This is a genomic window from Pedobacter sp. HDW13 (genome assembly GCF_011303555.1).
Lineage (GTDB): Bacteria > Bacteroidota > Bacteroidia > Sphingobacteriales > Sphingobacteriaceae > Pedobacter.
On record NZ_CP049868.1, the window covers coordinates 968,226 to 990,690 of the forward strand.

The 22,465-nt window shown below is 38.6% G+C and carries 22 protein-coding genes; 15 read left to right on the forward strand and 7 right to left on the reverse strand.

Annotation, left to right across the window (positions count from 1 at the left end; translation table 11 throughout):
* The first annotated feature begins 3 nt into the window (after positions 1 to 3).
* The 10 genes from G7074_RS03955 to G7074_RS04000 all read left to right on the forward strand — a co-directional run bounded on the left by G7074_RS03955 (position 4) and on the right by G7074_RS04000 (position 9,736).
* Positions 4 to 1,731, forward strand: a complete 1,728-nt coding sequence (locus G7074_RS03955; RefSeq protein ID WP_124559527.1) for a M23 family metallopeptidase — start codon at positions 4 to 6, stop codon at positions 1,729 to 1,731.
* 236 nt (positions 1,732 to 1,967) lie between these two features.
* Positions 1,968 to 2,432: a thioredoxin-dependent thiol peroxidase gene (bcp, locus tag G7074_RS03960; protein WP_124559526.1), complete on the forward strand. Its 465-nt coding sequence runs from the start codon at positions 1,968 to 1,970 to the stop codon at positions 2,430 to 2,432.
* Between the two features lie 57 nt (positions 2,433 to 2,489).
* Positions 2,490 to 3,335: a transketolase gene (locus G7074_RS03965; protein ID WP_124559525.1), complete on the forward strand. Its 846-nt coding sequence runs from the start codon at positions 2,490 to 2,492 to the stop codon at positions 3,333 to 3,335.
* A gap of 172 nt (positions 3,336 to 3,507) precedes the next feature.
* Entirely contained in the window at positions 3,508 to 4,467 is a 960-nt protein-coding gene (locus G7074_RS03970) for a transketolase family protein (RefSeq protein ID WP_056851843.1), read from the forward strand.
* 87 nt (positions 4,468 to 4,554) lie between these two features.
* Positions 4,555 to 5,115, forward strand: coding sequence for an RNA polymerase sigma factor (locus G7074_RS03975; RefSeq protein WP_124559524.1), 561 nt, complete (start codon positions 4,555 to 4,557; stop codon positions 5,113 to 5,115).
* A gap of 33 nt (positions 5,116 to 5,148) precedes the next feature.
* Positions 5,149 to 5,796, forward strand: a complete 648-nt coding sequence (locus G7074_RS03980) for a hypothetical protein (RefSeq protein WP_124559523.1) — start codon at positions 5,149 to 5,151, stop codon at positions 5,794 to 5,796.
* 6 nt (positions 5,797 to 5,802) lie between these two features.
* Positions 5,803 to 6,243, forward strand: a complete 441-nt coding sequence (locus G7074_RS03985) for a hypothetical protein (protein ID WP_124559522.1) — start codon at positions 5,803 to 5,805, stop codon at positions 6,241 to 6,243.
* A gap of 129 nt (positions 6,244 to 6,372) precedes the next feature.
* Positions 6,373 to 7,563, forward strand: coding sequence for an aspartate aminotransferase family protein (locus G7074_RS03990; protein ID WP_166207063.1), 1,191 nt, complete (start codon positions 6,373 to 6,375; stop codon positions 7,561 to 7,563).
* 110 nt (positions 7,564 to 7,673) lie between these two features.
* The gene (locus G7074_RS03995) at positions 7,674 to 8,351 is read left to right on the forward strand and encodes a response regulator transcription factor (RefSeq protein ID WP_124559521.1); all 678 of its coding nucleotides are present in this window, start codon (positions 7,674 to 7,676) and stop codon (positions 8,349 to 8,351) included.
* A 71-nt stretch (positions 8,352 to 8,422) separates the two neighbouring features.
* Positions 8,423 to 9,736, forward strand: coding sequence for a HAMP domain-containing sensor histidine kinase (locus G7074_RS04000; RefSeq protein WP_166207066.1), 1,314 nt, complete (start codon positions 8,423 to 8,425; stop codon positions 9,734 to 9,736).
* Positions 9,737 to 9,834: 98 nt separating this feature from the next.
* Here G7074_RS04000 and G7074_RS04005 read toward each other — a convergent pair whose 3' ends face one another.
* The 3 genes from G7074_RS04005 to panB form a co-directional block, all read right to left on the reverse strand.
* Complete coding sequence (locus G7074_RS04005; protein WP_124559519.1) at positions 9,835 to 10,260, reverse strand: hypothetical protein; 426 nt, start codon at positions 10,258 to 10,260, stop codon at positions 9,835 to 9,837.
* 87 nt (positions 10,261 to 10,347) lie between these two features.
* Entirely contained in the window at positions 10,348 to 11,034 is a 687-nt protein-coding gene (locus G7074_RS04010) for an RluA family pseudouridine synthase (protein WP_039477435.1), read from the reverse strand.
* Positions 11,035 to 11,173: 139 nt separating this feature from the next.
* Entirely contained in the window at positions 11,174 to 11,989 is an 816-nt protein-coding gene (gene panB / locus G7074_RS04015) for a 3-methyl-2-oxobutanoate hydroxymethyltransferase (RefSeq protein ID WP_124559517.1), read from the reverse strand.
* Positions 11,990 to 12,309: 320 nt separating this feature from the next.
* Between panB and carA the strand changes: the two genes are divergently transcribed.
* The 4 genes from carA (at position 12,310) to G7074_RS04035 (ending at position 16,356) form a co-directional block, all read left to right on the forward strand.
* Entirely contained in the window at positions 12,310 to 13,422 is a 1,113-nt protein-coding gene (gene carA / locus G7074_RS04020; protein ID WP_124559516.1) for a glutamine-hydrolyzing carbamoyl-phosphate synthase small subunit, read from the forward strand.
* Positions 13,423 to 13,613: 191 nt separating this feature from the next.
* Positions 13,614 to 14,378 (forward strand): ABC transporter ATP-binding protein, encoded by a 765-nt coding sequence (locus G7074_RS04025; RefSeq protein WP_124559515.1) that lies wholly within the window; start codon positions 13,614 to 13,616, stop codon positions 14,376 to 14,378.
* 63 nt (positions 14,379 to 14,441) lie between these two features.
* Entirely contained in the window at positions 14,442 to 15,563 is a 1,122-nt protein-coding gene (locus G7074_RS04030; RefSeq protein WP_124559514.1) for an ABC transporter permease, read from the forward strand.
* Between the two features lie 112 nt (positions 15,564 to 15,675).
* Positions 15,676 to 16,356 carry a hypothetical protein gene (locus tag G7074_RS04035; RefSeq protein WP_124559513.1) on the forward strand — a complete coding sequence of 227 codons (681 nt, stop codon included), beginning with the start codon at positions 15,676 to 15,678 and terminating at the stop codon, positions 16,354 to 16,356.
* Between the two features lie 27 nt (positions 16,357 to 16,383).
* On the opposite strand, the gene G7074_RS04040 is transcribed toward G7074_RS04035, so the two are convergent.
* The 4 genes from G7074_RS04040 to kbl all read right to left on the reverse strand — a co-directional run bounded on the left by G7074_RS04040 (position 16,384) and on the right by kbl (position 19,746).
* Positions 16,384 to 16,959, reverse strand: a complete 576-nt coding sequence (locus tag G7074_RS04040) for a TetR/AcrR family transcriptional regulator (protein ID WP_090501759.1) — start codon at positions 16,957 to 16,959, stop codon at positions 16,384 to 16,386.
* Position 16,960: 1 nt separating this feature from the next.
* Positions 16,961 to 17,368, reverse strand: coding sequence for a hypothetical protein (locus G7074_RS04045; protein ID WP_166207069.1), 408 nt, complete (start codon positions 17,366 to 17,368; stop codon positions 16,961 to 16,963).
* A 3-nt stretch (positions 17,369 to 17,371) separates the two neighbouring features.
* Positions 17,372 to 18,412, reverse strand: a complete 1,041-nt coding sequence (gene pheS, locus G7074_RS04050) for a phenylalanine--tRNA ligase subunit alpha (RefSeq protein WP_166207072.1) — start codon at positions 18,410 to 18,412, stop codon at positions 17,372 to 17,374.
* A gap of 146 nt (positions 18,413 to 18,558) precedes the next feature.
* Positions 18,559 to 19,746 carry a glycine C-acetyltransferase gene (gene kbl / locus G7074_RS04055; protein ID WP_166207075.1) on the reverse strand — a complete coding sequence of 396 codons (1,188 nt, stop codon included), beginning with the start codon at positions 19,744 to 19,746 and terminating at the stop codon, positions 18,559 to 18,561.
* A gap of 249 nt (positions 19,747 to 19,995) precedes the next feature.
* On the opposite strand from kbl, the gene G7074_RS04060 reads away from it, so the two are divergent.
* Positions 19,996 to 22,443, forward strand: coding sequence for a DUF5686 and carboxypeptidase regulatory-like domain-containing protein (locus G7074_RS04060; protein ID WP_124559509.1), 2,448 nt, complete (start codon positions 19,996 to 19,998; stop codon positions 22,441 to 22,443).
* The last annotated feature ends 22 nt before the right edge of the window (positions 22,444 to 22,465 follow it).

Here is a 22,465-nt window from a genome sequence, read left to right on the forward strand (position 1 = left end):
CGAATGACTAAAAATCCGATCCTCCAATTCAGTAAGCTTACACTTTTATTTTTATCAGCTTTTAATATAGCTCAGGCACAACAGATTTTCAGCACCAATAAATACCCTATTACCGATTTCAGGCAGCCTTTAGATATTACCCCTCCTGCCTTGGCGGGCTCATTCGGAGAAATTCGAGGGAACCATTTCCATTCTGGCATCGATTTCAGGACGAATCAGCGCGAAGGCTACCCCGTGTATGCTGTTGCTGATGGATACATTTCGCGACTAAGGGTGCAGAATAGTGGCTTTGGGCAAGCGCTTTACATTAATCATCCCAATGGTTTCACCACAGTTTACGGTCATTTACAACGCTTTGCACCTAAAATTGCAACGGTAGTTAAAAATCTGGAGTACGAAAAAAAGTCTTTCGAAATTGATGAGTTTCCCGATGCTACCTTAATTCCTGTGCATAAAGGTGAAGTTATTGCCTGGTCGGGCAACCGCGGAAGCTCTGGCGGTCCGCATTTACACTTCGAAATCAGGGATACTAAAACCGAAGAAACCATTAATCCCCAATTTTTTGGCATCATCATTCCCGATAACATTCCACCGGTTATCCATGGTCTTTATGTTTACCGCTTAAATGGAAAAGCTTTCAACGAATTTACACCCAAACAAGCAATCGGCATTACAGGTGCAAGCGGCGGGTATAAAACAACAGCTCCAGTCAGCTTAACTGGCGAAGTGGGCTTTGGCATTGTAGTTACCGACAGGCACAATGGTTTATCGGGCACCAATGGTGTTTATTCTATCCAGCTCGAGCTTGATGGCAAGAAAATCTATACTTCGGCATTAGAGCGTTTTGCTTTTGAAGACAGCAAGGCCATTAATTCACATATCGATTACCCAACATATATCAATACAAAAAGAAGCATTCAAAAAAGTTTTGTAGATCCGGGCAACCCATTAAAAATATACAGTAGTCTCGTAAATAGTGGCAGGATCAACTTTAACGACGGTGCTACACACCAGCTACGTTACATCATTACCGATTCGAAGGGAAATTCGTCTGTTTTACCTTTTACCGTTAACGCAGGCACTGCACCCGTATCTGCACCAACAGTCCCTTCAGGCATTATTTATCCTTACAACAAGGTAAACGAATTTAATAGTGAGGATATTAAGGTTGTTTTTCCGATGGGTACTTTATACAACGACCTTAATTTCAGTTATAAAAAGCTTCCTAAACCAGCTGGAAATGCCTGGTCTGCAGTACATCAAATCCATAACCGTTATACTCCGCTTCACATTGGTTTCGATTTATGGATCAAAGCAGATAACCTTCCCGAAAATTTAAGAAGTAAAGCCCTGATTGTAAACACAAATGGTTCATCGCAAGGCGGAAGTTTCGATAATGGTTTTGTTAAGGCTACTCCAAAAAACTTTGGCAGCTTTTACATCGCTACCGATACCATCGCACCGAGAATTGTACCTGTTAATATTGGAGAAGGCCGGAATATGGCGGGTTTATCGAAAATGACTTTTAAGATCAGTGATAATTTATCAGGCATTAAAAGTTTTAACGGCTACATAGATGGCAAATGGGTTTTAATGGAGTTTGATGCCAAAACGGCTACCCTATGGCACAGTTTCGACGAACGAACAAGTCCAGGCAAGCACAGCCTTGAACTGGTAGTAACTGATATGAAGGAAAATACCAGGCATTACAGCATTGGTTTTTCGAGGTAAGCCTGAAATAATCAAATCACAATAACGAATTATCAAACTCAGTACAAACCCGGTAATTGAACTTTGATAATTGGTTATTGGTCATTGTTTATTGGTATTTGGTTATTGATGTTTGGCCTTTGATTATTAATTAACCTAAAGTCATCTTTTAACATATATCGAACACTATAATGGCTTAAACTGTTTAACTTGCACATTCAATCATTTTACCAGTCAAAAATTCAATCATTTATAATATGGCAGAGTTAAAAGAAGGTGATCAGGCACCTGCAATTACATCGAAAGATCAAAACGGTATTGAGGTATCGTTAAATGATTACCAAGGAAAAACGGTGGTCCTCTATTTTTATCCGAAAGATGATACCCCGGGCTGTACCGCCGAAGCTTGTGATTTCAGAGACAACTACCAGGGCTTACAAGCTAAAGGTATTGTAGTTTTGGGCGTAAGTGTTGACGACGAAAAATCACACCAGAAATTTGTAACCAAACACAACCTACCTTTTACCCTATTGGCCGATACCGATCAGAAAATCGTAAATGACTATGGCGTTTGGGCCGAAAAAAACATGTATGGTAAAAAGTATATGGGTACCGTACGCACAACTTTTATTATTGATAGCGAAGGCAAAATTGCCCACATCATTAAAAAAGTAGACACTAAAAATTCAACACAACAAGTACTCGATTTAATCAATAACTAATTATGATATAGCAAGTAAAATATTAACTTTGCTATGTAACAACAACCTCTAATTTTAATGAAACATACAATTAAAGAGCTAGAAGATATTGCCTCTCAGATCAGACGAGATATCGTTAGAATGGTTCACGGATGTCAGTCTGGCCACCCTGGTGCCTCACTTGGATGCGCAGATTTTTTTACTGCTTTATACTTTGAAGTAATGAACCACAAAACCGACTTCACCATGGAAGGCGCAGGCGAAGATTTGTTTTTCTTATCTAACGGACACATTTCTCCGGTTTGGTATAGTACTTTGGCACATGCGGGCTATTTTGACAAAAGTGAATTGGCAACTTTCCGTAAGTTAGACTCTAGATTGCAAGGCCACCCTACTACGCACGAACATTTACCAGGAATCCGTATTGCTTCAGGTTCATTGGGCCAGGGCTTATCGGTTGCTATTGGAGCAGCCTTAGCCAAAAAATTAAATGGCGATAAATCTATCATCTTTGCACTATTGGGTGATGGAGAATTACAGGAAGGCCAAAACTGGGAAGCAGCCATGTTTGCCCCATTCAATAAAGTAGATCATTTAATTGCTTCTGTTGATTATAACGGTCAGCAAATTGATGGTCCTACAAATAAAGTACTTGCCTTAGATGATTTACAAGCTAAATTCGAAGCTTTCGGATGGCATGTAATCAATACCGATGGTAACGATATGCAGGCAATTGTTGAAGGTTTACATTATGCTAAAACCCTAACTGGTAAAGGCAAACCAATCTTAAATTTAATGAGTACGCAAATGGGTGCTGGCGTAGATTATATGATGGGTACGCATAAATGGCACGGTACAGCACCAAACGACGAACAATTGGCTGCTGCTTTAGCTCAATTACCAGAAACTTTAGGAGACTATTAAATTAGATTGGAGACAATAGATATGAGACTGGAGACGAATAGTCACCCAATCTCACTTCTAAAAAACAATGAAATCCTGATACTAAACTAGATTTGGGACAATAGATATGAGATTTGAGACAAATTGTCGCCGATCTCACTTCTAAAATCTCATATCTCATATCTAAAAAACAATGAAAAAATACACATATACAGAAAAAAAAGATACACGTTCGGGATTTGGCGCTGGCTTACATGAAGCCGGCAAGAAAAACGAAAATGTGGTTGCCTTATGTGCCGACTTAGTTGGATCGCTTAAAATGGATGCCTTTATTAAAGATTTCCCTGAGCGTTTTACACAGGTTGGTATTGCCGAAGCCAACATGATCGGTATTGCAGCCGGTATGACTATTGGTGGTAAAATTCCGTTCACCGGTACTTTTGCCAACTTTTCTACAGGTCGTGTTTACGATCAGATCCGTCAATCTGTTGCTTATTCAAATAAAAACGTAAAAATCTGTGCTTCACACGCAGGTTTAACCCTTGGCGAAGACGGCGCAACACACCAGATTTTAGAAGATATTGGTTTAATGAAAATGTTGCCGGGTATGGTCGTAATCAATCCTTGCGATTATAACCAAACCAAAGCTGCTACAATGGCCATTGCCGAATATGAAGGTCCTGTTTACCTGCGTTTCGGTCGTCCGGTAATCCCAGTATTTACAGATCCTGATCAGAAATTCGAGATTGGTAAAGCATGGATGGTTAACGAAGGTACCGATGTAACCATTATTGCAACCGGCCACATGGTTTGGAAAGCAATCGAAGCTGGCGAAAAACTAGCAGAACTGGGTATTGATGCGGAAATTATAAATATCCACACCATTAAACCTTTGGATGATGAAGCGATCTTAAAATCAGTGAAAAAAACTGGTTGTGTGGTAACATGTGAAGAGCATAACAAATTTGGCGGTTTAGGCGAAAGTGTTGCGCGTTTGTTAACCACCGAATTGCCAACTCCACAAGAGTTTGTAGCCACTAACGATACTTTCGGCGAAAGCGGAACGCCAGATCAATTAATGTCTAAATACGGATTAGATGCTGTGAACATTGTTGAAGCTGTGCAAAAAGTAATCGGCAGGAAAAAAGCTTAAAAACAAATAACTACAAGGGCACAGGGCATATCAGGTGTAATCTGGTGGGCTTGGTGCCTTTGTGGTAAATAAAGAAAAAATCCCTTGATGAGACAAGTTGAAGATTTAGAAATTCTTGAAATGTTTGCCGTCGAGAAGACCCGCAATGAAGCCTTTAACCTGCTTTTAAAAAAATATCAGCAAAAAATTTACTGGCACATTAGGAGATTGGTACTGAACCACGATGACTGCGATGACCTTTTGCAAGAAGTGTTTGTTAAAGTTTGGAAAAACCTTGAAAAATTTAGAAATGATTCGCAATTGTATACCTGGATTTACCGCATTGCAACAAACGAATCTATTACCTTTTTAAACAAACAGAAGCAGAAAAACAATACACCTTTAGATGAAGTTTCATCAGAGTTGGCCGATAATCTGGTTGCATCATCTTATTTTAATGGCGATAAACTTGAACTAAAACTGCAAAAAGCGATTCTTACTTTACCCGAGAAACAGCGGATCATTTTCAATATGAAATATTTTGATGATATGAAATACGAGGAAATTTCGGAAGTACTTGGTACCTCAGTTGGGGCTTTAAAAGCCTCGTTTCATATCGCGGCAAAAAAAATTGAGGCTTTTATAACAAATGATGAAATAGACTATTAAACCTTTTCACATTAATTGTATCATATATCTGTGATGAACGAGAATTTAGAAAACAACGATTGGATTAACGAAGCTCCTACCCTTGCGGCCATGGGGAAACGGAATCCTTTTGCTGTTCCGGATGGATATTTCGAAAGTGTTGAAGAGCAAGTTCTTACTGCTGTTTTTTTGGATGGGCTTAAGAAAAAAACAAACCACAATAGTTTTGATGTTCCGCAAAATTATTTTGAAGATTTAACGGAACGCATTGAAATGCGGATCAGCCTGTCGGAAATACCAAAAGCACAACCGTTTGCTGTACCAGAAAACTACTTTGATACTTTACAAAGCAGAATTAACAGTAAAATTGCGGCAGAAACACCTAAAAAGGTGGCTAAAATTGTTCCGCTGTGGAGAAGAAACATGGTTAAATATGCAAGCGCTGCATGTTTTGTATTAATGGCAACATTTGGCGCCTACTTTTACAAAAACAACCCATCGGTACCAGTCGCAAAAACACCACTAACCGACCTCGCTAATGACCAATTGCTTTATGATATTGATGAGAATACCATTATTGAACATTTAGAAGCCCAGAATACCACCTCATCTAAAACTCATGCTGCGTCAGATACAGAAATGGAAAACTATATCTTGAGTCATTTCTCATCAAATGATTTATCTCAGGAACTAAATAATTAATTAGAAATGAAGAATTTAATTTTTGTTGCTTTAATGTTTCTATTACCCACTGCCCTTTTGGCCCAAAGACCAAAAGTAGAAGAAATAGAATCGCTAAAAATAGCATATTTTACCCAAAAGCTGGATCTATCGCCTGAAGAAGCCAAGATCTTCTGGCCAATTTACAACGATATGCAAAGCGAACAAAATGCCTTGCGCAAAGAACGCATGCAAAAGATGATCTCCTTCAGAAAAGTAGACGAAATAGATAATTTAAGTGATGCGCAGGTACAAAGCTTAATCACAAGTGAATTCGATTTCAAACAAAGAGATCTTAATCTCGATAAAAAATATTACAACAAGCTTAAATCTTCGCTTCCTATTAAAGTAGTAGGTAAATTTTACAGGGCTCAGGAAGGATTTAAACGCGAATTGCTCAACAGATTTAGAGGTGGACAAAAGCCCTAGCAAAAAAGACTTACAGCGATGTAGGTCTTTTTTCGATTATAAGGTTACCATAGGCCGTAAGTATATTGGTTTTTATCATAAGATGTCGAACAAGGATAAGAATCTTGCTTAAATCCGTACTTTTGTGCTATGCTTACCCAACGTCAATTGTTTTTACAACACAATGCACAAACCTCTCCCGAACCTTTAATGCTCGAATTTGTAAGGGCAAAAGGAATTTACATTTACGATGCTCGAGACAAGAAACACATCGATCTGATTGCCGGTATCGGCGTAAGTAATGTTGGCCATTGCCATCCTGCTGTGGTTAAAGCTATTAAAGATCAGGCAGAAACTTATATGCATTTAATGGTTTACGGCGAATATGTGCAAAGCCCACAGGTGAATTTTGCGAAGGCATTGGCCGATATTTTACCAGAAAGCCTAAGTTGCACCTATTTTTTAAATTCAGGTACTGAAGCCGTTGAAGGTGCCATGAAACTGGCTAAACGTTATACCGGCCGAAAGGGCTTTATTGCCTGTAAAAATGCCTATCATGGCAGTACGCAGGGAGCTGAAAGTTTAATGGAAAGCAACTTCTATTCAGCTGGGTACGGCCCGTTCCTGCCTAACGTAAGTTTTATTGAACATAACCAAATTGCCGATCTGGCTAAAATAACCACCGATACTGCAGCTGTTTTTATAGAACCCATACAGGGTGAGGCAGGCATCCGTGTAGCTGACCTAAGCTATATGCAGGCCTTAAAAGCCAAATGCCAAGAAACCGGAACCCTACTCATTTTTGATGAAATACAATCAGGTTTCGGCCGAAGCGGCAAAATGTTTGCGTTTGAGCATTATAATGTAGTACCCGATGTATTGCTTTTGGCAAAAGGCATCGGTGGCGGCATGCCAATTGGGGCTTTCATAAGCTCACTTGAAATCATGTCGGTACTTTCGCATACCCCAATTTTAGGCCACATGACTACTTTCGGTGGTCATCCGGTTTGTTGTGCCGCAGGCCTGGCCACTTTACGAACGCTGATTGATGACCACATTGTAGCTGAAGTGGAAGAGAAAGGACAATTATTTAAACGATTAATTAAACATCCGGCCATTAAAGAAATACGTGGAAGAGGTTTAATGTTGGCGGTTGAGTTCGAAAATTTCGAAACCAATAAAAAAATAATTGATGCCTGTATTCTCGACGGCATCCTATCCGACTGGTTTTTACATTGCAGCAATTCGATGCGCATTGCTCCTCCTTTAATTATTACTACAGAAGAAATTGAAGAAGCTTGTGCCATCATATTAAAAAATATTAACTTAGTTGCAGGGTAATAGCGTAGTGCAAAGGGTAAAAGCATAGCGCTTTGACCTAAAAGACTAAAGAAAAACATTGATTATAGAAAAACACAACTAAAAATTGTAAACCGAAAACTGTAAACTGAATGAACGTACTCATAGTTGAAGATGAAAAGAGCCTTGCGCTTGAAATGGACGAATTTTTAAGTAAGGAGGGCTTTATTGTGGAGCATGCCTGGAAAAAATCATCGGCCGAAGAAAAAATCTTCGTAAACAATTACGATTTCATTTTATTAGATCTGGGTTTACCTGACGGCGATGGTTTTGAAGTACTGAAACAGCTTAAAGCAATAAAGGACCGTGATGATGCTGTAATTATTTTAACAGCCCGGAGTGCGGTAGATGACCGGATTAAGGGACTCGATGAAGGTGCCGACGATTATTTACCAAAGCCTTTTTCGCTAAATGAGCTTTTAGCGCGTATGCACGCCATTACCCGTCGCAAACACAAACTCGAGAAAAACGAAATCAATATCCATAACTTCTTACTCAACATCCAAAACAGAACGGTTTCTTTTGGCGAAGAGCGCTTAAACCTTACAAAAAAAGAATTCGAGATTTTTAACTACCTGGTATTGAATAAAAACCGTGTGGTATCGAGAATGAGCTTAACCGAACATGTTTGGGGAGATATTCTAGAGGTAAACTCCGATTCGAATTTTGTTGATGTACATGTTAAAAACTTAAGGAAAAAACTAGCCAATATCTCTCCCATTGACTGGTTCGAAACCGTAAGAAGTATTGGTTACAGGATAAATTGTTAACGAATATTAATCGAGAAACAATAACCAATGATCGGCACATTTTCCATCTTAAATAAAACATCATCCAGAAAATGAAGTTACAGGTTAAGTTTTCTTTATATAATGCGATCACCAAAATTGCCATTATTCTGGTTTTGGGAGCCATCATTTTATTTTCTCTGGATAGACTTGCTTACAATCAGTTTGATAATCGTCTGATTAAAAAGAAGAATAAAATAATTGAAAACCTTACCGACAATGAAATTGACAGCCTGCTAAACAAGGAACAGTCTTTTACCGATTACAATATATTAAAGGAGGAATTTATTGTTTTAACCGATATTCCGGATAACCAGACCGACTCGAGTGCCAAGGTTTTTACCGAAAAACGGGAAATTGAAGGTGACATTGAGGTTTACAGGATTTTAAATTATAAATTTTCTTATCATACCAACTGGTATAACCTCGAGGTTGGAGAAACCATGACCGCGCTCCAATCGATTAAGAATTCTATCCGATTTTATATGTTGGTAGTACTGGTAGCTGCTTTATTAGTCACCTTGGTTGCCGATTATACCTTTTCGAATTTCCTGTTAAAACCATTTTATCTCATTATCGATAAAAAAATTAACCGGGTTGATGATCCTTCGCACTTTAATTACCAGAATATCCCCACCAATACCGACGATTTTAAAATTCTTGATAACAGTATAAACTCTTTAATGCGTAAAATAAATAACCTATTCGCATTAGAAAAGCAATTTATTGCCAATGTTTCGCACGAATTGCTTACACCTATCTCTATTTTAAGTACCCGTTTCGAGAATATGCTCAACACCCCCGGTATTCCGGTTGAGCATGAAAACAAAATATACGCTTCTTTAAAAACATTAAATCGTTTGAAGGTAATTATCAATAGCTTGCTTTTAATTTCGAAAGTAGAGAATAATCAATACCTGAAAACAGAAGAAATTAGCTTAAAACAAGAACTAGAAGATATCTACGAGGATCTGGAAGACCGGATTACGGATAAAAAAATTACTTTCAGGGTTAACCTGTTAAAAGATTTTCATTTTACCGGAAACAAAGCCCTGATACATACGCTCCTGGTAAACATCATTAACAATGCCATAAAATACAATGTTACCGGTGGCTCAATTGATATCTCCGATAAAATGGATCAGGAACACTATATCCTTACTATTGGCGATACCGGACAAGGCATGAGCCAGGCATTGGTAGAAGATGCTTTCGATCGTTTTAAAAGGGGGAACAGCGAAGAAAATGGATTCGGTTTAGGGCTGGCGATTGTTCAAAGTATTGCAAAATTTCATAAAATTGAAGTAGATATCCAATCAGAAGAACACGAGGGCACCCGCATTTCATTGTTTTTTGCACAAAATTAGTTGAAAGGCTGCACTATAAAGCCATAGATGGTAACTATTCCGTACAATTTAGCCGTAAACAAAAAGGTTGCCTATTGCAACCTTTTTAATCCTTTTAATTACTTTATAGCTTCCGTCGCCGCTTTCGACCATTCTTCGCTTAGCTTTAGCACATAGTCAGAATACTTTTGTATCTCGTCAGGCTTAAGCTTGCCGGCCCAGGTTGTTGCCTGGTTGGCCCAAACAGTATATTTTTCACTAATTGCTTTAATTTCGGCTGCATTTTTAGTCTTTAAAGCCGCTACATAATCATCTTTCAATTTAGCATATTCGGCCAAACCTTTGTTCACTTCTTCGCTCGAAAAAGATGGGACATTGGTTTTAACAACTTCAGTCGTTTTTGTAGTAACTTTTGTAGTCGTGTCTCCATTAGCAGAAACCATACTCGAATCTTTAGTAGTCTCTGTTTTTCGGGTATTTTCGCAGGAAACAAGCGTTATAGCGAATAAAGCAATCGCAGCAACGGCGCAGATGGTATTTTTCATTGTTTTTTGGTTTTTTATCTGATAGTGGTTAAAGATTGTGCCAAAAAATGCAATCCTTTCAAAACCAGGAAAAACCAAAACTAAATATTAAAGGTTTTCGAATCTTTCCCAAAAGCCATCAACCGGTAATTTGGCAAAAATATTTACGGGTTCTTTTTTAACCGGGTGAATAAACTGCAGGCGGCGTGCATGCAAACAAATACTTCCCTTTCTGCTTCCGCGCGGGTAACCATATTTATTATCGCCCATAATAGGACAACCCATTGAAGAAAGCTGTACTCTAATCTGGTGCGACCGTCCTGTTAAAGGATCAACTTCTAATAAATAATAATCGCCAACCTTAGCTTTTACTTTATAAGAAAGCTCAGCACGCTGACTGCCCGTAACTTCAGTATTGTAATAAGAAACCACATTTTTCTGCGGGTTTTTAACCAGCCAGTGAACCAGTGTAGCCGATTCTTTTTCAGGCTTGTTTTTAACTACAGCCCAATACGTTTTCTTTACTTCTCTATTCTTGAAAACGGCGTTCATCCGCTCTAGTGCCTTACTCGTTTTGGCAAAGAGGATAACTCCACTTACCGGCCTGTCTAAACGGTGCACTACACCTAAAAAAGCACCGTTTGGTTTGTTGTACTTTTTAGCAATATACTTTTTAACCTGCTCATCCAACGGTTCATCACCAGTTTCATCAACCTGCACAATATCCCCGGCCCTTTTATTAATGGCAATGAGGTGGTTATCTTCAAAAAGTATGTCGTTATCAGTAATGGGCATTATAAGGGTTAAGTGGTTAATTGTGCAAATCGGTTATTTCAATGGCCAAATTGTAAGATGGCTAAATTGTTAACTGCAAATTGTTAACTGAATACTATTTCAGAAGGGTTAATCGGCCAATTGATTCAAAGCTTCAGGCTTAATACTGTTCCTTCTCGCTTGGAAAATCGTTAGCTTTTACATCGCGAATGTAAGATTGTGCAGCACCCAGAATTTCGTCGTACAAATTAATATATTGGCGTAAAAAACGTGGTTTAAAACCCTTGGTTAATCCAATCATATCGTTTACAACCAGTACCTGCCCATCGCAATGCTGACCTGCACCGATACCAATAGTTGGAATATTCAGGCTTTCTGTTACTTCTTTACCCAGAGCAGCCGGAATTTTTTCTAAAACAATACCAAAACAACCTGCAGCTTGTAAGGCAAGGACATCAGTTTTAAGCTTGTTGGCTTCTTCTTCTTCTTTTGCGCGTACCGTATAAGTACCAAATTTATAAATAGACTGTGGCGTCAAACCTAAGTGCCCCATCACCGGGATTCCGGCAGTAATAATACGCTGCACTGATTCTATAATTTCTTCTCCACCTTCTAATTTAACACCGTGCGCACCCGACTCTTTCATAATCCTGATGGCCGAATTTAAGGCTTCCTTCGAATTTCCCTGGTAAGACCCAAAAGGCAAATCGACTACAACAAAAGCACGTTTAACAGCCCTGATAACTGAAGCTGCGTGGTAAATCATCTGGTCTAAAGTAATAGGCAGGGTAGTTTCATGCCCAGCCATTACATTAGAGGCCGAATCGCCTACCAGTAAAACGTCCAAACCTGCGTCATCCAAAATGGTTGCCATAGAATAATCGTAGGCCGTTAGCATAGATATTTTTTCACCACGTTGCTTCATTTCCTGTAGCGTATGTGTAGTGATCCGTTTAATTTCTTTATGTACCGACATGGAATTTGTTTTGTGTTGCCAAAAGTATTGTTTTTTCTTTAATTAAGCCGAAAAGACCAAAGCTAAAAGACTAAAGCTATCTCAGATAAAAATCATTTTTTATCTAAAGGGAGTTTCATTGCTTTCTGCTTTAGTCTTTTGCTGCTGACTTCAACGTTATTTTACTTTTCTCTTTAAATTATAAATCTAAAACCCTATCTTTGTACCCCGAAATGGAAGGGATATATTCATCTTTTTTTGCACCCCGCAAAAACAGCTTTAATGCTGAGAGAACCCTTTTTCCAACTCTTTTTTAAATCAAAATCCATATTGTAATTACCATGACTAACTACACCAAGTTACCTGCGATTTTATTACTGGCCGATGGCACAGTTTTTTACGGCAAAGCGGCCGGAAAAATTGGCACCACTACGGGCGAAATTTGTTTTAATACCGGGATGACAGGTTACCAGGAAATTTTTACCGATCCAAGTTATTTTGGACAGATAATGGTTACTACCAATTCACATATTGGTAATTATGGTATCCATAAAGATGAAATCGAATCAGGTTCGATTAAAATTGCCGGTTTAGTTTGTAAAAATTATAACATTGTATATAGCCGTAAACAAGCTACAGAATCAATCCAGGATTATTTCCAGAATGACAATTTAGTTGCTATTTCGGATATCGATACCCGCGCATTGGTTCGCCATATCAGGGATAAAGGCGCAATGAATGCCATTATCTCTTCAGAAATCACAGATTTAGAAGAACTAAAGCAAAAACTGGCCGAAGTACCATCAATGGAAGGTTTAGAGCTTTCTTCTAAAGTGAGTACTACCGAGCCTTATTTTTACGGTAACCCTGAAGCAAGTTTAAAAGTTGCTGCTTTAGATTTAGGTATCAAGAAAAACATTTTGCGCAATTTCGAAAGCCGCGACATTTATGTTCAGGTTTTCCCGGCAAAAACTACATTTGCTGAAATGGAAAAGTTTAACCCTGATGGTTATTTCATTTCAAACGGTCCTGGCGATCCATCGGTTATGCCTTACGCTGTTGAAACCATTACTGCAATCTTAGCTGCCGATAAACCTCTTTTCGGCATCTGTTTAGGTCACCAGTTATTGGCAGAAGCCAATGGCATTGGTACCATGAAAATGTTTAACGGTCACCGTGGTTTAAACCACCCGGTTAAAAACATCATTAAAAACCACTGTGAAGTAACTTCTCAGAACCACGGTTTTGGCGTAGTACCAGAAGAAGTAATTAATTCTGATAAAGTTGAGGTTACACACGTAAACCTTAACGATAAATCGATTGAAGGTATCCGTGTTAAAGGTAAAAAAGCCTTTTCGGTTCAATACCACCCTGAATCTTCACCAGGCCCACATGATTCGCGTTACTTATTCGATGATTTTGTATCGGTAATCAAAGGCGAATTAACCTGGTAATTTAAGCTTAAAGTAAAAAGACTAAAATCGCATACCATAATCTGCGGATCTACGGCAAATTTCAGGCTGGAGATTCGCAGATTTGTTTTTTTAACCCATTTCGCCTGAACAAAACATCATTTTACCGACATTTTAAGTCATAACTGATAAAATTCATTTTCAATTCATTTAAAGCTCCTTACATTCGCAACATGGAAACACCCAAAGCTATTATCAGTGTCAAAAACCTGGTAAAAAAATATGATGATTTTGTGGCCGTTCAAGGTCTTAGTTTTGACGTTTACGAACATGAAATTTTTGGTTTACTTGGCCCAAATGGTGCCGGCAAAACCACTACCCTCGAAATTATCGAAACTTTAAGGGATAAAACATCGGGCGAAATTACTGTTGATGGCTTCTCTGTAGAGAAACAGGCGCAGGAAATAAAACAAATTATAGGTGTACAGCTACAGGCCGCAGGTTATTACCCTAACTTAAATCTTATTGAGCTGATTGAGCTTTTTGCGGGTTTATATGGCGCCAACATCAAGCCCATGGAAATGCTGGAAAAAGTAAACCTGCAGGATAAAGCTAAAGCCAAATACAAAGCACTTTCTGGAGGTCAGAAACAACGCTTTTCTATTGCTACCACACTTATTAACCAACCCAAAATTATCTTCCTCGACGAGCCTACTACCGGTTTAGATCCACAAGCCAGAAGAAACTTATGGGATCTGATTACTGAAATCCGCAATGCAGGCACAACAGTTGTAATTACCACACACTACATGGATGAGGCAGAACAACTTTGCGACCGTGTGGCCTTTGTAGAACGCGGCGAGATCATTGCGCTTGATACACCCGACAATCTGATCGATCAATTGGTAAACAGCGGTTTCGAACGCAAAAAAGAGGTAAAAAAAGCTAATCTGGAAGATGTTTTCATCAACTTGACAGGCAAAGAGTGGAGAGAGTAGTAATTACCCACCAGAGGAACTAAAATCTAAAACATAAGCCTGTCATTAAATAGCAGAATTAATATGCAAAAAGATATACAAGATCAAAATTCAAGGTCCCACACGGGGGCGAACGGTTACAGCAATACCACAGCAACCCTGGCTTTGGCAAAAGCGAGTTTCCGTTCTATTATGCGAAGCCCTTCGGCTGTGGTTTTCACGCTCGCCTTTCCCCTGATATTTATCCTGGTTTTCGGGTTTTTAGGCGGCGGCGGTACCCACATCGATGTTGGTATTACTCCGGGATCGGATATAAACAATCCGGTAATAGGCATGCTGGAGAAAACTGGCATGATCAGACTGGTTAAAGACAAACCAAAAGCGGAGTTCGATAAGCTGCTTGAAAAAGGAAATGTTGATGCCATGATTGATGTGCACCGGAAAGTAAATACAGCAGCCTATTCAGTAAATGTTGTTTACACTTCTGCGTCAAGAGATAAAGGCGGTATTTTAAAATCAGTACTGAACAATCTGTTTTACGATAAAACGTTAAAACCATCGGTTGCCGAAATACGCGAAAGCACCATTACCGGACGCGAATATAAAACGATAGACTTTATTCTGCCAGGCCAATTAGGCTTCTCATTATTAAGCACCGGTGTATTCGGAACAGCCTTTGTATTTTTAAGCCTGCGCCAAACTCTGGTCATTAAACGCTTTTTTGCTACGCCTGTAAAACGATCGAGCATTGTAATTGGCGAAGGTATTGCACGTATAGGTTTTGCATTGATTGGGGCCTTATTTATCATATTATTAGGCCATTTTTTCTTTGGCTTTACACTTATTCATGGCGCACTCACGGTCGTCAACATGTTGCTGCTGGCTACTTTAGGGGTAATTGTTTTTATGGGATTTGGCTTTATTATTTCGGGTATTGCCAAAAATGAAAGCATGATCCCTCCTATTTCAAATATTGTAACCCTTCCGCAATTCTTACTATCGGGAACTTTCTTTTCAATCGAGGCCTTCCCGAACTGGTTACAACCTATTAGCAGAGCGTTACCACTCACCTATTTAAACGATGCCATGCGTAAGGTAGCCTTTGAAGGGCTTGGCCTTTGGGATGTAAAATTTCAGATTATGATTCTCTTAATCTGGGGAATAGGTATTTATGCAGTTGCCGTTAAAGTATTCAAATGGGAATAATCAGAAAAAATTAACCTGGCGCCGGGCAACAGTTAGTTACCCACTATGAAGCGTTAACCTTTTTTAACCTTTTGCAAGAGAATATTAGGTTAATTTTATCGAAATTTTTTGAATGAAAAACTTAATATTCTCTTGTGCTTTTTTACTGATTGGGTACAGTTTACAGGCTCAGTTTAAATTTTTGGCCAATAACAGCTCAAATAACTTCAAAGCCAAAATTTTTGTAGAAAATTGCACCACAGGACATTGCAATGGAAAAGCTACCATTATTTTGTATGATAAGATTACGGACCAGGAAATGCAGACTTTTACTTCAAAAGACCTGGATTTTGGCTTGACTGAAATGCAAAACGCCCAACTGGGCTGGCTCGATCTTGGTAAATACCAAACCCCACTTATATTTGGCGATTTCAATTTTGACGGTACCGAAGATCTAGCAATCAGAAATGGCAACAACGGTGCTTACGCCAGTCCATCTTACGATATTTACATCTCAATTAACAATAAACTTGTGTTGAATGCAGCATTAACTAAACTAGCCAGCGAAAACCTTGGTTTGTTTGATGTTGACAAGAAAAACAAACAGCTTGCTATCCATCTGAAAAACGGTTGCTGCTTTGATAAAACCATCAACTACAAGTTTGATGTTAAGAAAGAACTTTATGAAGATTCTTCAGTTATTGAAGATTCGAGTATTGCAGATAATGTTACTGTAATTACCCAAAAACTGGTTGACGGCAAGATTAAAAAAACCGTGCAAAAATTTAAGTTTAAAGATTACTATAACCAATAAACATTTAATTTATGCACGGCTTAGGCACTAAAGCGCAGCCTTTACCAAGAATGGTAATATTTCTTTTTGAAAACTCACGAAATTCTTGCGCACATCCGAATCGCTAACCGAAGTAAAAGCGAATGAAAACACAATACTTTTACTTGCCTTAAGCAGAAAAGCCAATCCTTCGCGACGGGCGGGGTTGTTTTTAAAGTTATCTAACTGCAGATAGGCCGCTAGCAATAATGCTTCCAACTGATCTGACAAATGTTTTAAAAACTCCTGAGAGTTTGCATTTTCGCGCACAAAATCCCAACCGATAAATTCGTTACAGGCGGTAAAAGATAAACGGCTGGTTTTCATTACCAGTGCCTTTAAATGCTCTTCTTCGCTAGCGTAACTTACTTTGTTATTTAATATTTCGTAAAGGTTCTGGTCCAGATAATCCATCAGGATACTATCTAAAACCTGCTCTTTACTTTCAAAGTATTTATAAATGGTTGCTTTAGCAATACGTGCTTTTTTAGCAATTTCGTTTACACTGGTTTTATGATAACCGTATTTTCTGAAGAGTTCTTTGGCCGCCTTTTTTACTGTTTCTTTTATTTTTTCAGCTTCCATTCTAATTGCTTACGTGTATTAATGTATTGCCCTGTACTGAAACATTGTAGCTTTTTAAGCTTCTTTCGGCAGGGGCTTTTTGTGGGCTGCCATCATACAATGAAAATTTTGCTCCCGAACAGGCGTCAGTTGCAGTTACCCCACTATCATCAGGTGCTACCTTGCATATTTTCTCCGGATTCACCGTACTGCAACGATCAAAAGCGACATAGGTATTAAATGGTGTTTTAACCACAAGTAATCCGCCAACGCCATGGCCTGGTACAACCAAAACGTTATTAACAGCTTTAATGCTAAATTCAGTTAATGTTACATTGTAGTTTACCGGAACATCAGGAATGTAGCCTTCATCTTTACCACAACCCGCAGTAAAGATCAAGACAAACAATATGCTGTAGAGATACCTCATGTTTTAGATTAAAGCCGATTTAAACTGCTTTAAAAAGCGTGCATCGTTTTCTGAGAACAGGCGTAGATCTTTAATTACGTATTTCAGGTTGGCTATACGTTCTATACCCATTCCAAATGCAAATCCGCTATATTTTTTCGAATCGATGTCACAGTTTTCCAATACATTTGGATCTACCATACCACAACCCAAAATTTCTACCCAGCCACTATGTTTACAAAGCTGGCAACCCGAACCTTTACAAATGGTACAAGAAATATCCATCTCTGCAGAAGGTTCAGTAAAAGGAAAATACGACGGGCGGAAACGAACTTTAGTACCTTCGCCATACAACTCCTGCACAAAGTAAAACAAGGTTTGTTTTAAATCTGCAAATGAAACATTTTCATCTACATATAAACCTTCTATCTGGTGAAAAAAGCAGTGTGCCCTTGCCGAGATAGCTTCGTTACGATATACACGACCTGGCATAATGGCCCTGAATGGCGGCTGTCCCTGCTCCATCATCCGCACCTGTACAGAAGAGGTGTGCGTACGCAAGGCAATATCGCCTTTTTCGCCACCTTTTTTAATGAAGAAGGTATCCTGCATATCTCTTGCCGGGTGCTCTTCAGGGAAGTTAAGTGCCGAGAAGTTATGCCAGTCGTCTTCAATCTCCGGCCCTTCGGCTACAGTAAAGCCCAGTTTGGCAAAAATCTCAACAATCTCTCTACGCACAAGTGCCAGCGGGTGACGGGAACCAATCTCGAAACCTTCGCCGGGCAATGTCATATCGGGTTGTGTATAATCTGTTTGCTGATCAGAACTTTCTGTCGATTCTTTTAACACCTGGTATTTCGATTCGGCCAGTTGCTTAAATTCGTTCAGCACCTTACCTAGAGATCTTTTTTCTTCGACAGAAACTGTTTTAAATTCTTCGAAAATCTCTTTAATGATACCCTTGCTTCCTAAATATTTAATACGGAACTGCTCTAATTCATCTGCTTTTTCGGTTACAAAAGCATTGATTTTTTCGGTATATTGTGTTATTTTATCCTGTAACATGGCTTCAAATATACAGCAAATTATCTAATATTTTTAAGGTTACCGAGTTCAAATAATCAGTTTACAATAGCATTATAAAAGAAAATGAACCCGAAACAAAAAAAGCCGCAAGAAGCGGCTTTTGAATGATATAAAATTTAGGGCTATTAAATTACACCTAATTCTTTTCCTACTTTGGTAAAGGCCGCAATGGCTTTATCCAGGTGATGTTGCTCATGCCCTGCCGATAACTGCACCCTGATTCTTGCTTTACCCTGAGGTACAACAGGATAGAAGAATCCAATTACATAAATACCTTCGTTAAGCATCTTAGCCGCAAACTCCTGTGCAATTTTTGCATCATAAAGCATTACCGGAACAATTGGGTGGAAACCAGGCTTGATATCAAAACCTTCAGCCGTCATTTTTTCGCGAAAATATTTAGTGTTTGATTCCAGCTTATCTCTTAAGGCAGTGGTTTCGCTCAACATATCAAGCACAGCAATAGATGCACCTGCAATAGCCGGAGCTAAAGTGTTAGAGAATAAATACGGACGTGAACGCTGACGCAGCATATCGATAATTTCTTTCTTACCTGAAGTAAAACCACCTGAAGCGCCACCTAATGCTTTACCTAATGTACCTGTAATGATATCAATACGGTCAATTACATCGAAATGTTCATGTGTTCCGCGACCATTTTTACCAATAAAGCCTGTACAGTGCGATTCATCAATCATAATTAATGCTTCGTATTTATCAGCCAGATCAGCAATTTTATCCAATGGCGCAACAGAACCATCCATAGAGAAAGCACCATCGGTAACAATAATGCGGTGTCTGCAATCTTTAGCTGCAATTAATTGTTTCTCCAGATCTTCCATATCTGCATTTTTATAACGGAAGCGTTGCGCTTTACACAAACGAACCCCATCAATAATTGAAGCATGGTTCAACTCATCCGAAATAATGGCATCTTCTGCATTGAACAAAGGCTCAAAAACCCCTCCATTGGCATCAAAGGCAGCAGCGTATAAAATGGTATCTTCAGTACCTAAGAATTTAGAAATTTTGGCTTCCAATTCTTTGTGCACATCCTGTGTTCCGCAGATGAAACGAACAGATGACATTCCATAGCCATGATCATCGATCGCTTTTTTAGCCGCTTCTATCACCTTTGGGTGTGATGAGAGCCCTAAATAGTTATTTGCACAAAAGTTTACTACCTCGGCTCCGCCACTTACCTGAATGTCGGCACCCTGAGGGGTAATTATGATCCGTTCGCGTTTAAATAATCCAGCGTTCTCAATTTCTTCTAGTTCTTTTTGAAGAACCGGTTGTAATGTTTTATACATGGCCTTTAATATGGTTGATTGTTGGCTCCAAAGTTATAAAAAAAAGCCTTACAGAACCAAAAAGGCAATTTTAATGGCTTTATTAAAGAGACAAACGTTTGATGTGGATTGAAACTAACACCGGGTGATATATTGTTTTATAAAAATTAGCGTTGTTATTATTTTTTTGCCAACTTAACAAACTTTAACACATGCCTGTATGTATAGTCTTAAAAGTTATTCGATATTTATAATTTACTAATCTAACTTATGATAAGAATTTGCGCGCTCCTGTTACTTTGTAGTCTTACCCATATTGCATTTGCTCAACAATTTACAGTAACCGGCACAGTTAAAGATAGCAACGGTCAGCCTGTTCCTTTTGCTTCGGTATATTTAAAAAACACTACTACCGGCACATCAGCCAATGTAGATGGCAAGTATTCGGTAAAATTAAAAAGCGGCCAGCAAACTTTGAGTTTTAGGGCTGTAGGCTACAAACAACAAGATCATATTATTAACCTTACCGATGATATTGCCCTAAATGTAACACTAAGTGCAGAAAGTTATACTTTAGAAAATGTAAATATCAGGGCAAATGCCGAAGATCCGGCTTATGCTATTATGAGGAAAGCAATTAAAGAACGAAAAACACATTTAAATGAAGTTAAAAGCTTTAGTTGTGATGTTTACATTAAAGGCGTTCAACGCTTAAAAGGCGCCCCTAAAAAGTTTTTCGGCCAGGATATACAGAAGGTTTTGGAGCTCGATACCAACCGCAAAGGGATTATCTATCTTTCAGAATCGCAGAGCAAATTCAATTTCAGCCGGCCGAACGATATTCACGAAGAAATGATTTCATCAAAAGTAGCCGGACGCAATAATGCTTTCAGTTTCAATAAGGCTTCTGATCTGATTATTAATTTTTACGACAATTACCTGCTGGAAAACAAATTAAGCGCTAGGGGCTTTATATCTCCAATTGCCGATAATGCCTTGTTCTATTACAAATACAAGTTACTTGGCGAAAGCACGGAAAATGGAGAGCTGATTCACAAGATACAAGTAATTCCACGCCGTGAAAACGACCCAGTATTCAGGGGCATAATTTACATTATAGATAATAGCTGGAGGATTTACAACACCGATCTTTTTCTGACCAAAAACGCAGGCATCAACTTTATCGATACACTAAACATCAGTCAACAGTTTACTAAAGTGAAAGAAGTATATATGCCAACCTCAATCAACTTTCAGTTTGCAGGTAATGTACTGGGGTTTAAAATTGCTGGTTATTATGTTGGTGTGTACAGCAATTACAATATCGATCCTAAATTTTCTAAAAACTTCTTCAGCGGCGAAATATTGAAGGTGACAGAAATGGTTAACAAAAAAGATTCAGCTTATTGGGTCAACAACAGGCCTATTCCCTTAACTGAAGACGAAAAGATAAATTATGTTAAAAAAGATAGTATAGCTAAGCTAAAGGAGTCGAAAAAATACCTCGATTCGTTAGAAAAAGACAATAATAAATTTGGCATTGTAAAACTGTTACTCCGGGGACATAGCATTAACGATCGTTACGATAAAGAATACTGGTATTTTGATCCAGTGCTTAGGGCATTTTTTTACAATACCGTAGAGGGTTTTACGATTAAATATGGTGTTACCTACCGTAAAACTTTCGAAAATAGAAGATCGTACTCCATCCGTCCGGAGTTGAGATATGGTTTTGCCAATAAGAAACTAACTGGAAGTTTAACCGGAAATTACTATTACAACCCGCTAAAAAGAGCCAGTGTTGGTGCATCATTTGGTAACGGTATTTTTGACCTGAACAACCTGGGCTCCATGACGGCCCTGGGTAATAGCATAAACTCGTTATTTTACGAAAAGAATTTCCCTAAATTTTATGAAAAAAGCTTTGCTAACATTAACACAACCAGAGAACTGGCTACAGGCTTACAAGGTAGTTTAGGCATCGATTATAGCCATAACAAAAACCTGACTAACAGTAGTAATTTTAAGTTTATTGATGCAAAGGATAGAGAATTTACCTCTAACAATCCGTTTAGCCCGACGGAAGAATTACCGCTTTTCCCTACCTATAATTCGTTTAGTGCTACTGCCAGTTTAACCTATACCATCGGGCAAAAATACATTAGCCGACCGGATGGCAAATTCTACACTGAATCGAAGTATCCCAGAATTACCGTTTTATATAAAAAAGGCTTTAACAATGTACTAAACAGCGATATAGATTACGACTTTGTAAAAGCAGAAGTTTATCAGGAGAGAATTGGTTTGGGTTTACTGGGATATACTTCATTTTTGGCGGGCGTTGGTAAGTTTATCAACAACAGTAAAATGTACTATCCCGATTTCAAACATTTTTCGGGAAACATCTCTACCATTTTTCCACCAAATTTCAGAAAGTTCCAATACCTGGATTTTTATCAGTTCAGTACCAACCAGCAATATTTTGAAGCGCATGTGGAGCATAATTTTGCGGGCTTTTTCATGAACAAAATCCCGTTGTTGCGTAAAGCAAAATTAGAGGAATTTATAGGTGGTGGCTATTTATCGTCGCCAGAAAAACGAAATTATAAAGAATTTTACTTCGGTATACAGCGCTTGGTTTTAAGGGCCAGTTATGGCTTTGCTTACGATGGGGGGCGCAAACTGACGCAAGGATTTAGGATTTCTTACGGACTTTAACATGAAAAATGTAAGATGGATG

Bases quoted from the DNA above. Each gene is read 5' to 3' on its own strand.
- G7074_RS03955 (WP_124559527.1), top strand. From the start codon at position 4: ATGACTAAAAATCCGATCCTCCAATTCAGTAAGCTTACACTTTTATTT.
- bcp (WP_124559526.1), top strand. From the start codon at position 1,968: ATGGCAGAGTTAAAAGAAGGTGATCAGGCACCTGCAATTACATCGAAA.
- G7074_RS03965 (WP_124559525.1), top strand. From the start codon at position 2,490: ATGAAACATACAATTAAAGAGCTAGAAGATATTGCCTCTCAGATCAGA.
- G7074_RS03970 (WP_056851843.1), top strand. From the start codon at position 3,508: ATGAAAAAATACACATATACAGAAAAAAAAGATACACGTTCGGGATTT.
- G7074_RS03975 (WP_124559524.1), top strand. From the start codon at position 4,555: ATGAGACAAGTTGAAGATTTAGAAATTCTTGAAATGTTTGCCGTCGAG.
- G7074_RS03980 (WP_124559523.1), top strand. From the start codon at position 5,149: ATGAACGAGAATTTAGAAAACAACGATTGGATTAACGAAGCTCCTACC.
- G7074_RS03985 (WP_124559522.1), top strand. From the start codon at position 5,803: ATGAAGAATTTAATTTTTGTTGCTTTAATGTTTCTATTACCCACTGCC.
- G7074_RS03990 (WP_166207063.1), top strand. From the start codon at position 6,373: ATGCTTACCCAACGTCAATTGTTTTTACAACACAATGCACAAACCTCT.
- G7074_RS03995 (WP_124559521.1), top strand. From the start codon at position 7,674: ATGAACGTACTCATAGTTGAAGATGAAAAGAGCCTTGCGCTTGAAATG.
- G7074_RS04000 (WP_166207066.1), top strand. From the start codon at position 8,423: ATGAAGTTACAGGTTAAGTTTTCTTTATATAATGCGATCACCAAAATT.
- G7074_RS04005 (WP_124559519.1), bottom strand. From the start codon at position 10,260: ATGAAAAATACCATCTGCGCCGTTGCTGCGATTGCTTTATTCGCTATA.
- G7074_RS04010 (WP_039477435.1), bottom strand. From the start codon at position 11,034: ATGCCCATTACTGATAACGACATACTTTTTGAAGATAACCACCTCATT.
- panB (WP_124559517.1), bottom strand. From the start codon at position 11,989: ATGTCGGTACATAAAGAAATTAAACGGATCACTACACATACGCTACAG.
- carA (WP_124559516.1), top strand. From the start codon at position 12,310: ATGACTAACTACACCAAGTTACCTGCGATTTTATTACTGGCCGATGGC.
- G7074_RS04025 (WP_124559515.1), top strand. From the start codon at position 13,614: ATGGAAACACCCAAAGCTATTATCAGTGTCAAAAACCTGGTAAAAAAA.
- G7074_RS04030 (WP_124559514.1), top strand. From the start codon at position 14,442: ATGCAAAAAGATATACAAGATCAAAATTCAAGGTCCCACACGGGGGCG.
- G7074_RS04035 (WP_124559513.1), top strand. From the start codon at position 15,676: ATGAAAAACTTAATATTCTCTTGTGCTTTTTTACTGATTGGGTACAGT.
- G7074_RS04040 (WP_090501759.1), bottom strand. From the start codon at position 16,959: ATGGAAGCTGAAAAAATAAAAGAAACAGTAAAAAAGGCGGCCAAAGAA.
- G7074_RS04045 (WP_166207069.1), bottom strand. From the start codon at position 17,368: ATGAGGTATCTCTACAGCATATTGTTTGTCTTGATCTTTACTGCGGGT.
- pheS (WP_166207072.1), bottom strand. From the start codon at position 18,412: ATGTTACAGGATAAAATAACACAATATACCGAAAAAATCAATGCTTTT.
- kbl (WP_166207075.1), bottom strand. From the start codon at position 19,746: ATGTATAAAACATTACAACCGGTTCTTCAAAAAGAACTAGAAGAAATT.
- G7074_RS04060 (WP_124559509.1), top strand. From the start codon at position 19,996: ATGATAAGAATTTGCGCGCTCCTGTTACTTTGTAGTCTTACCCATATT.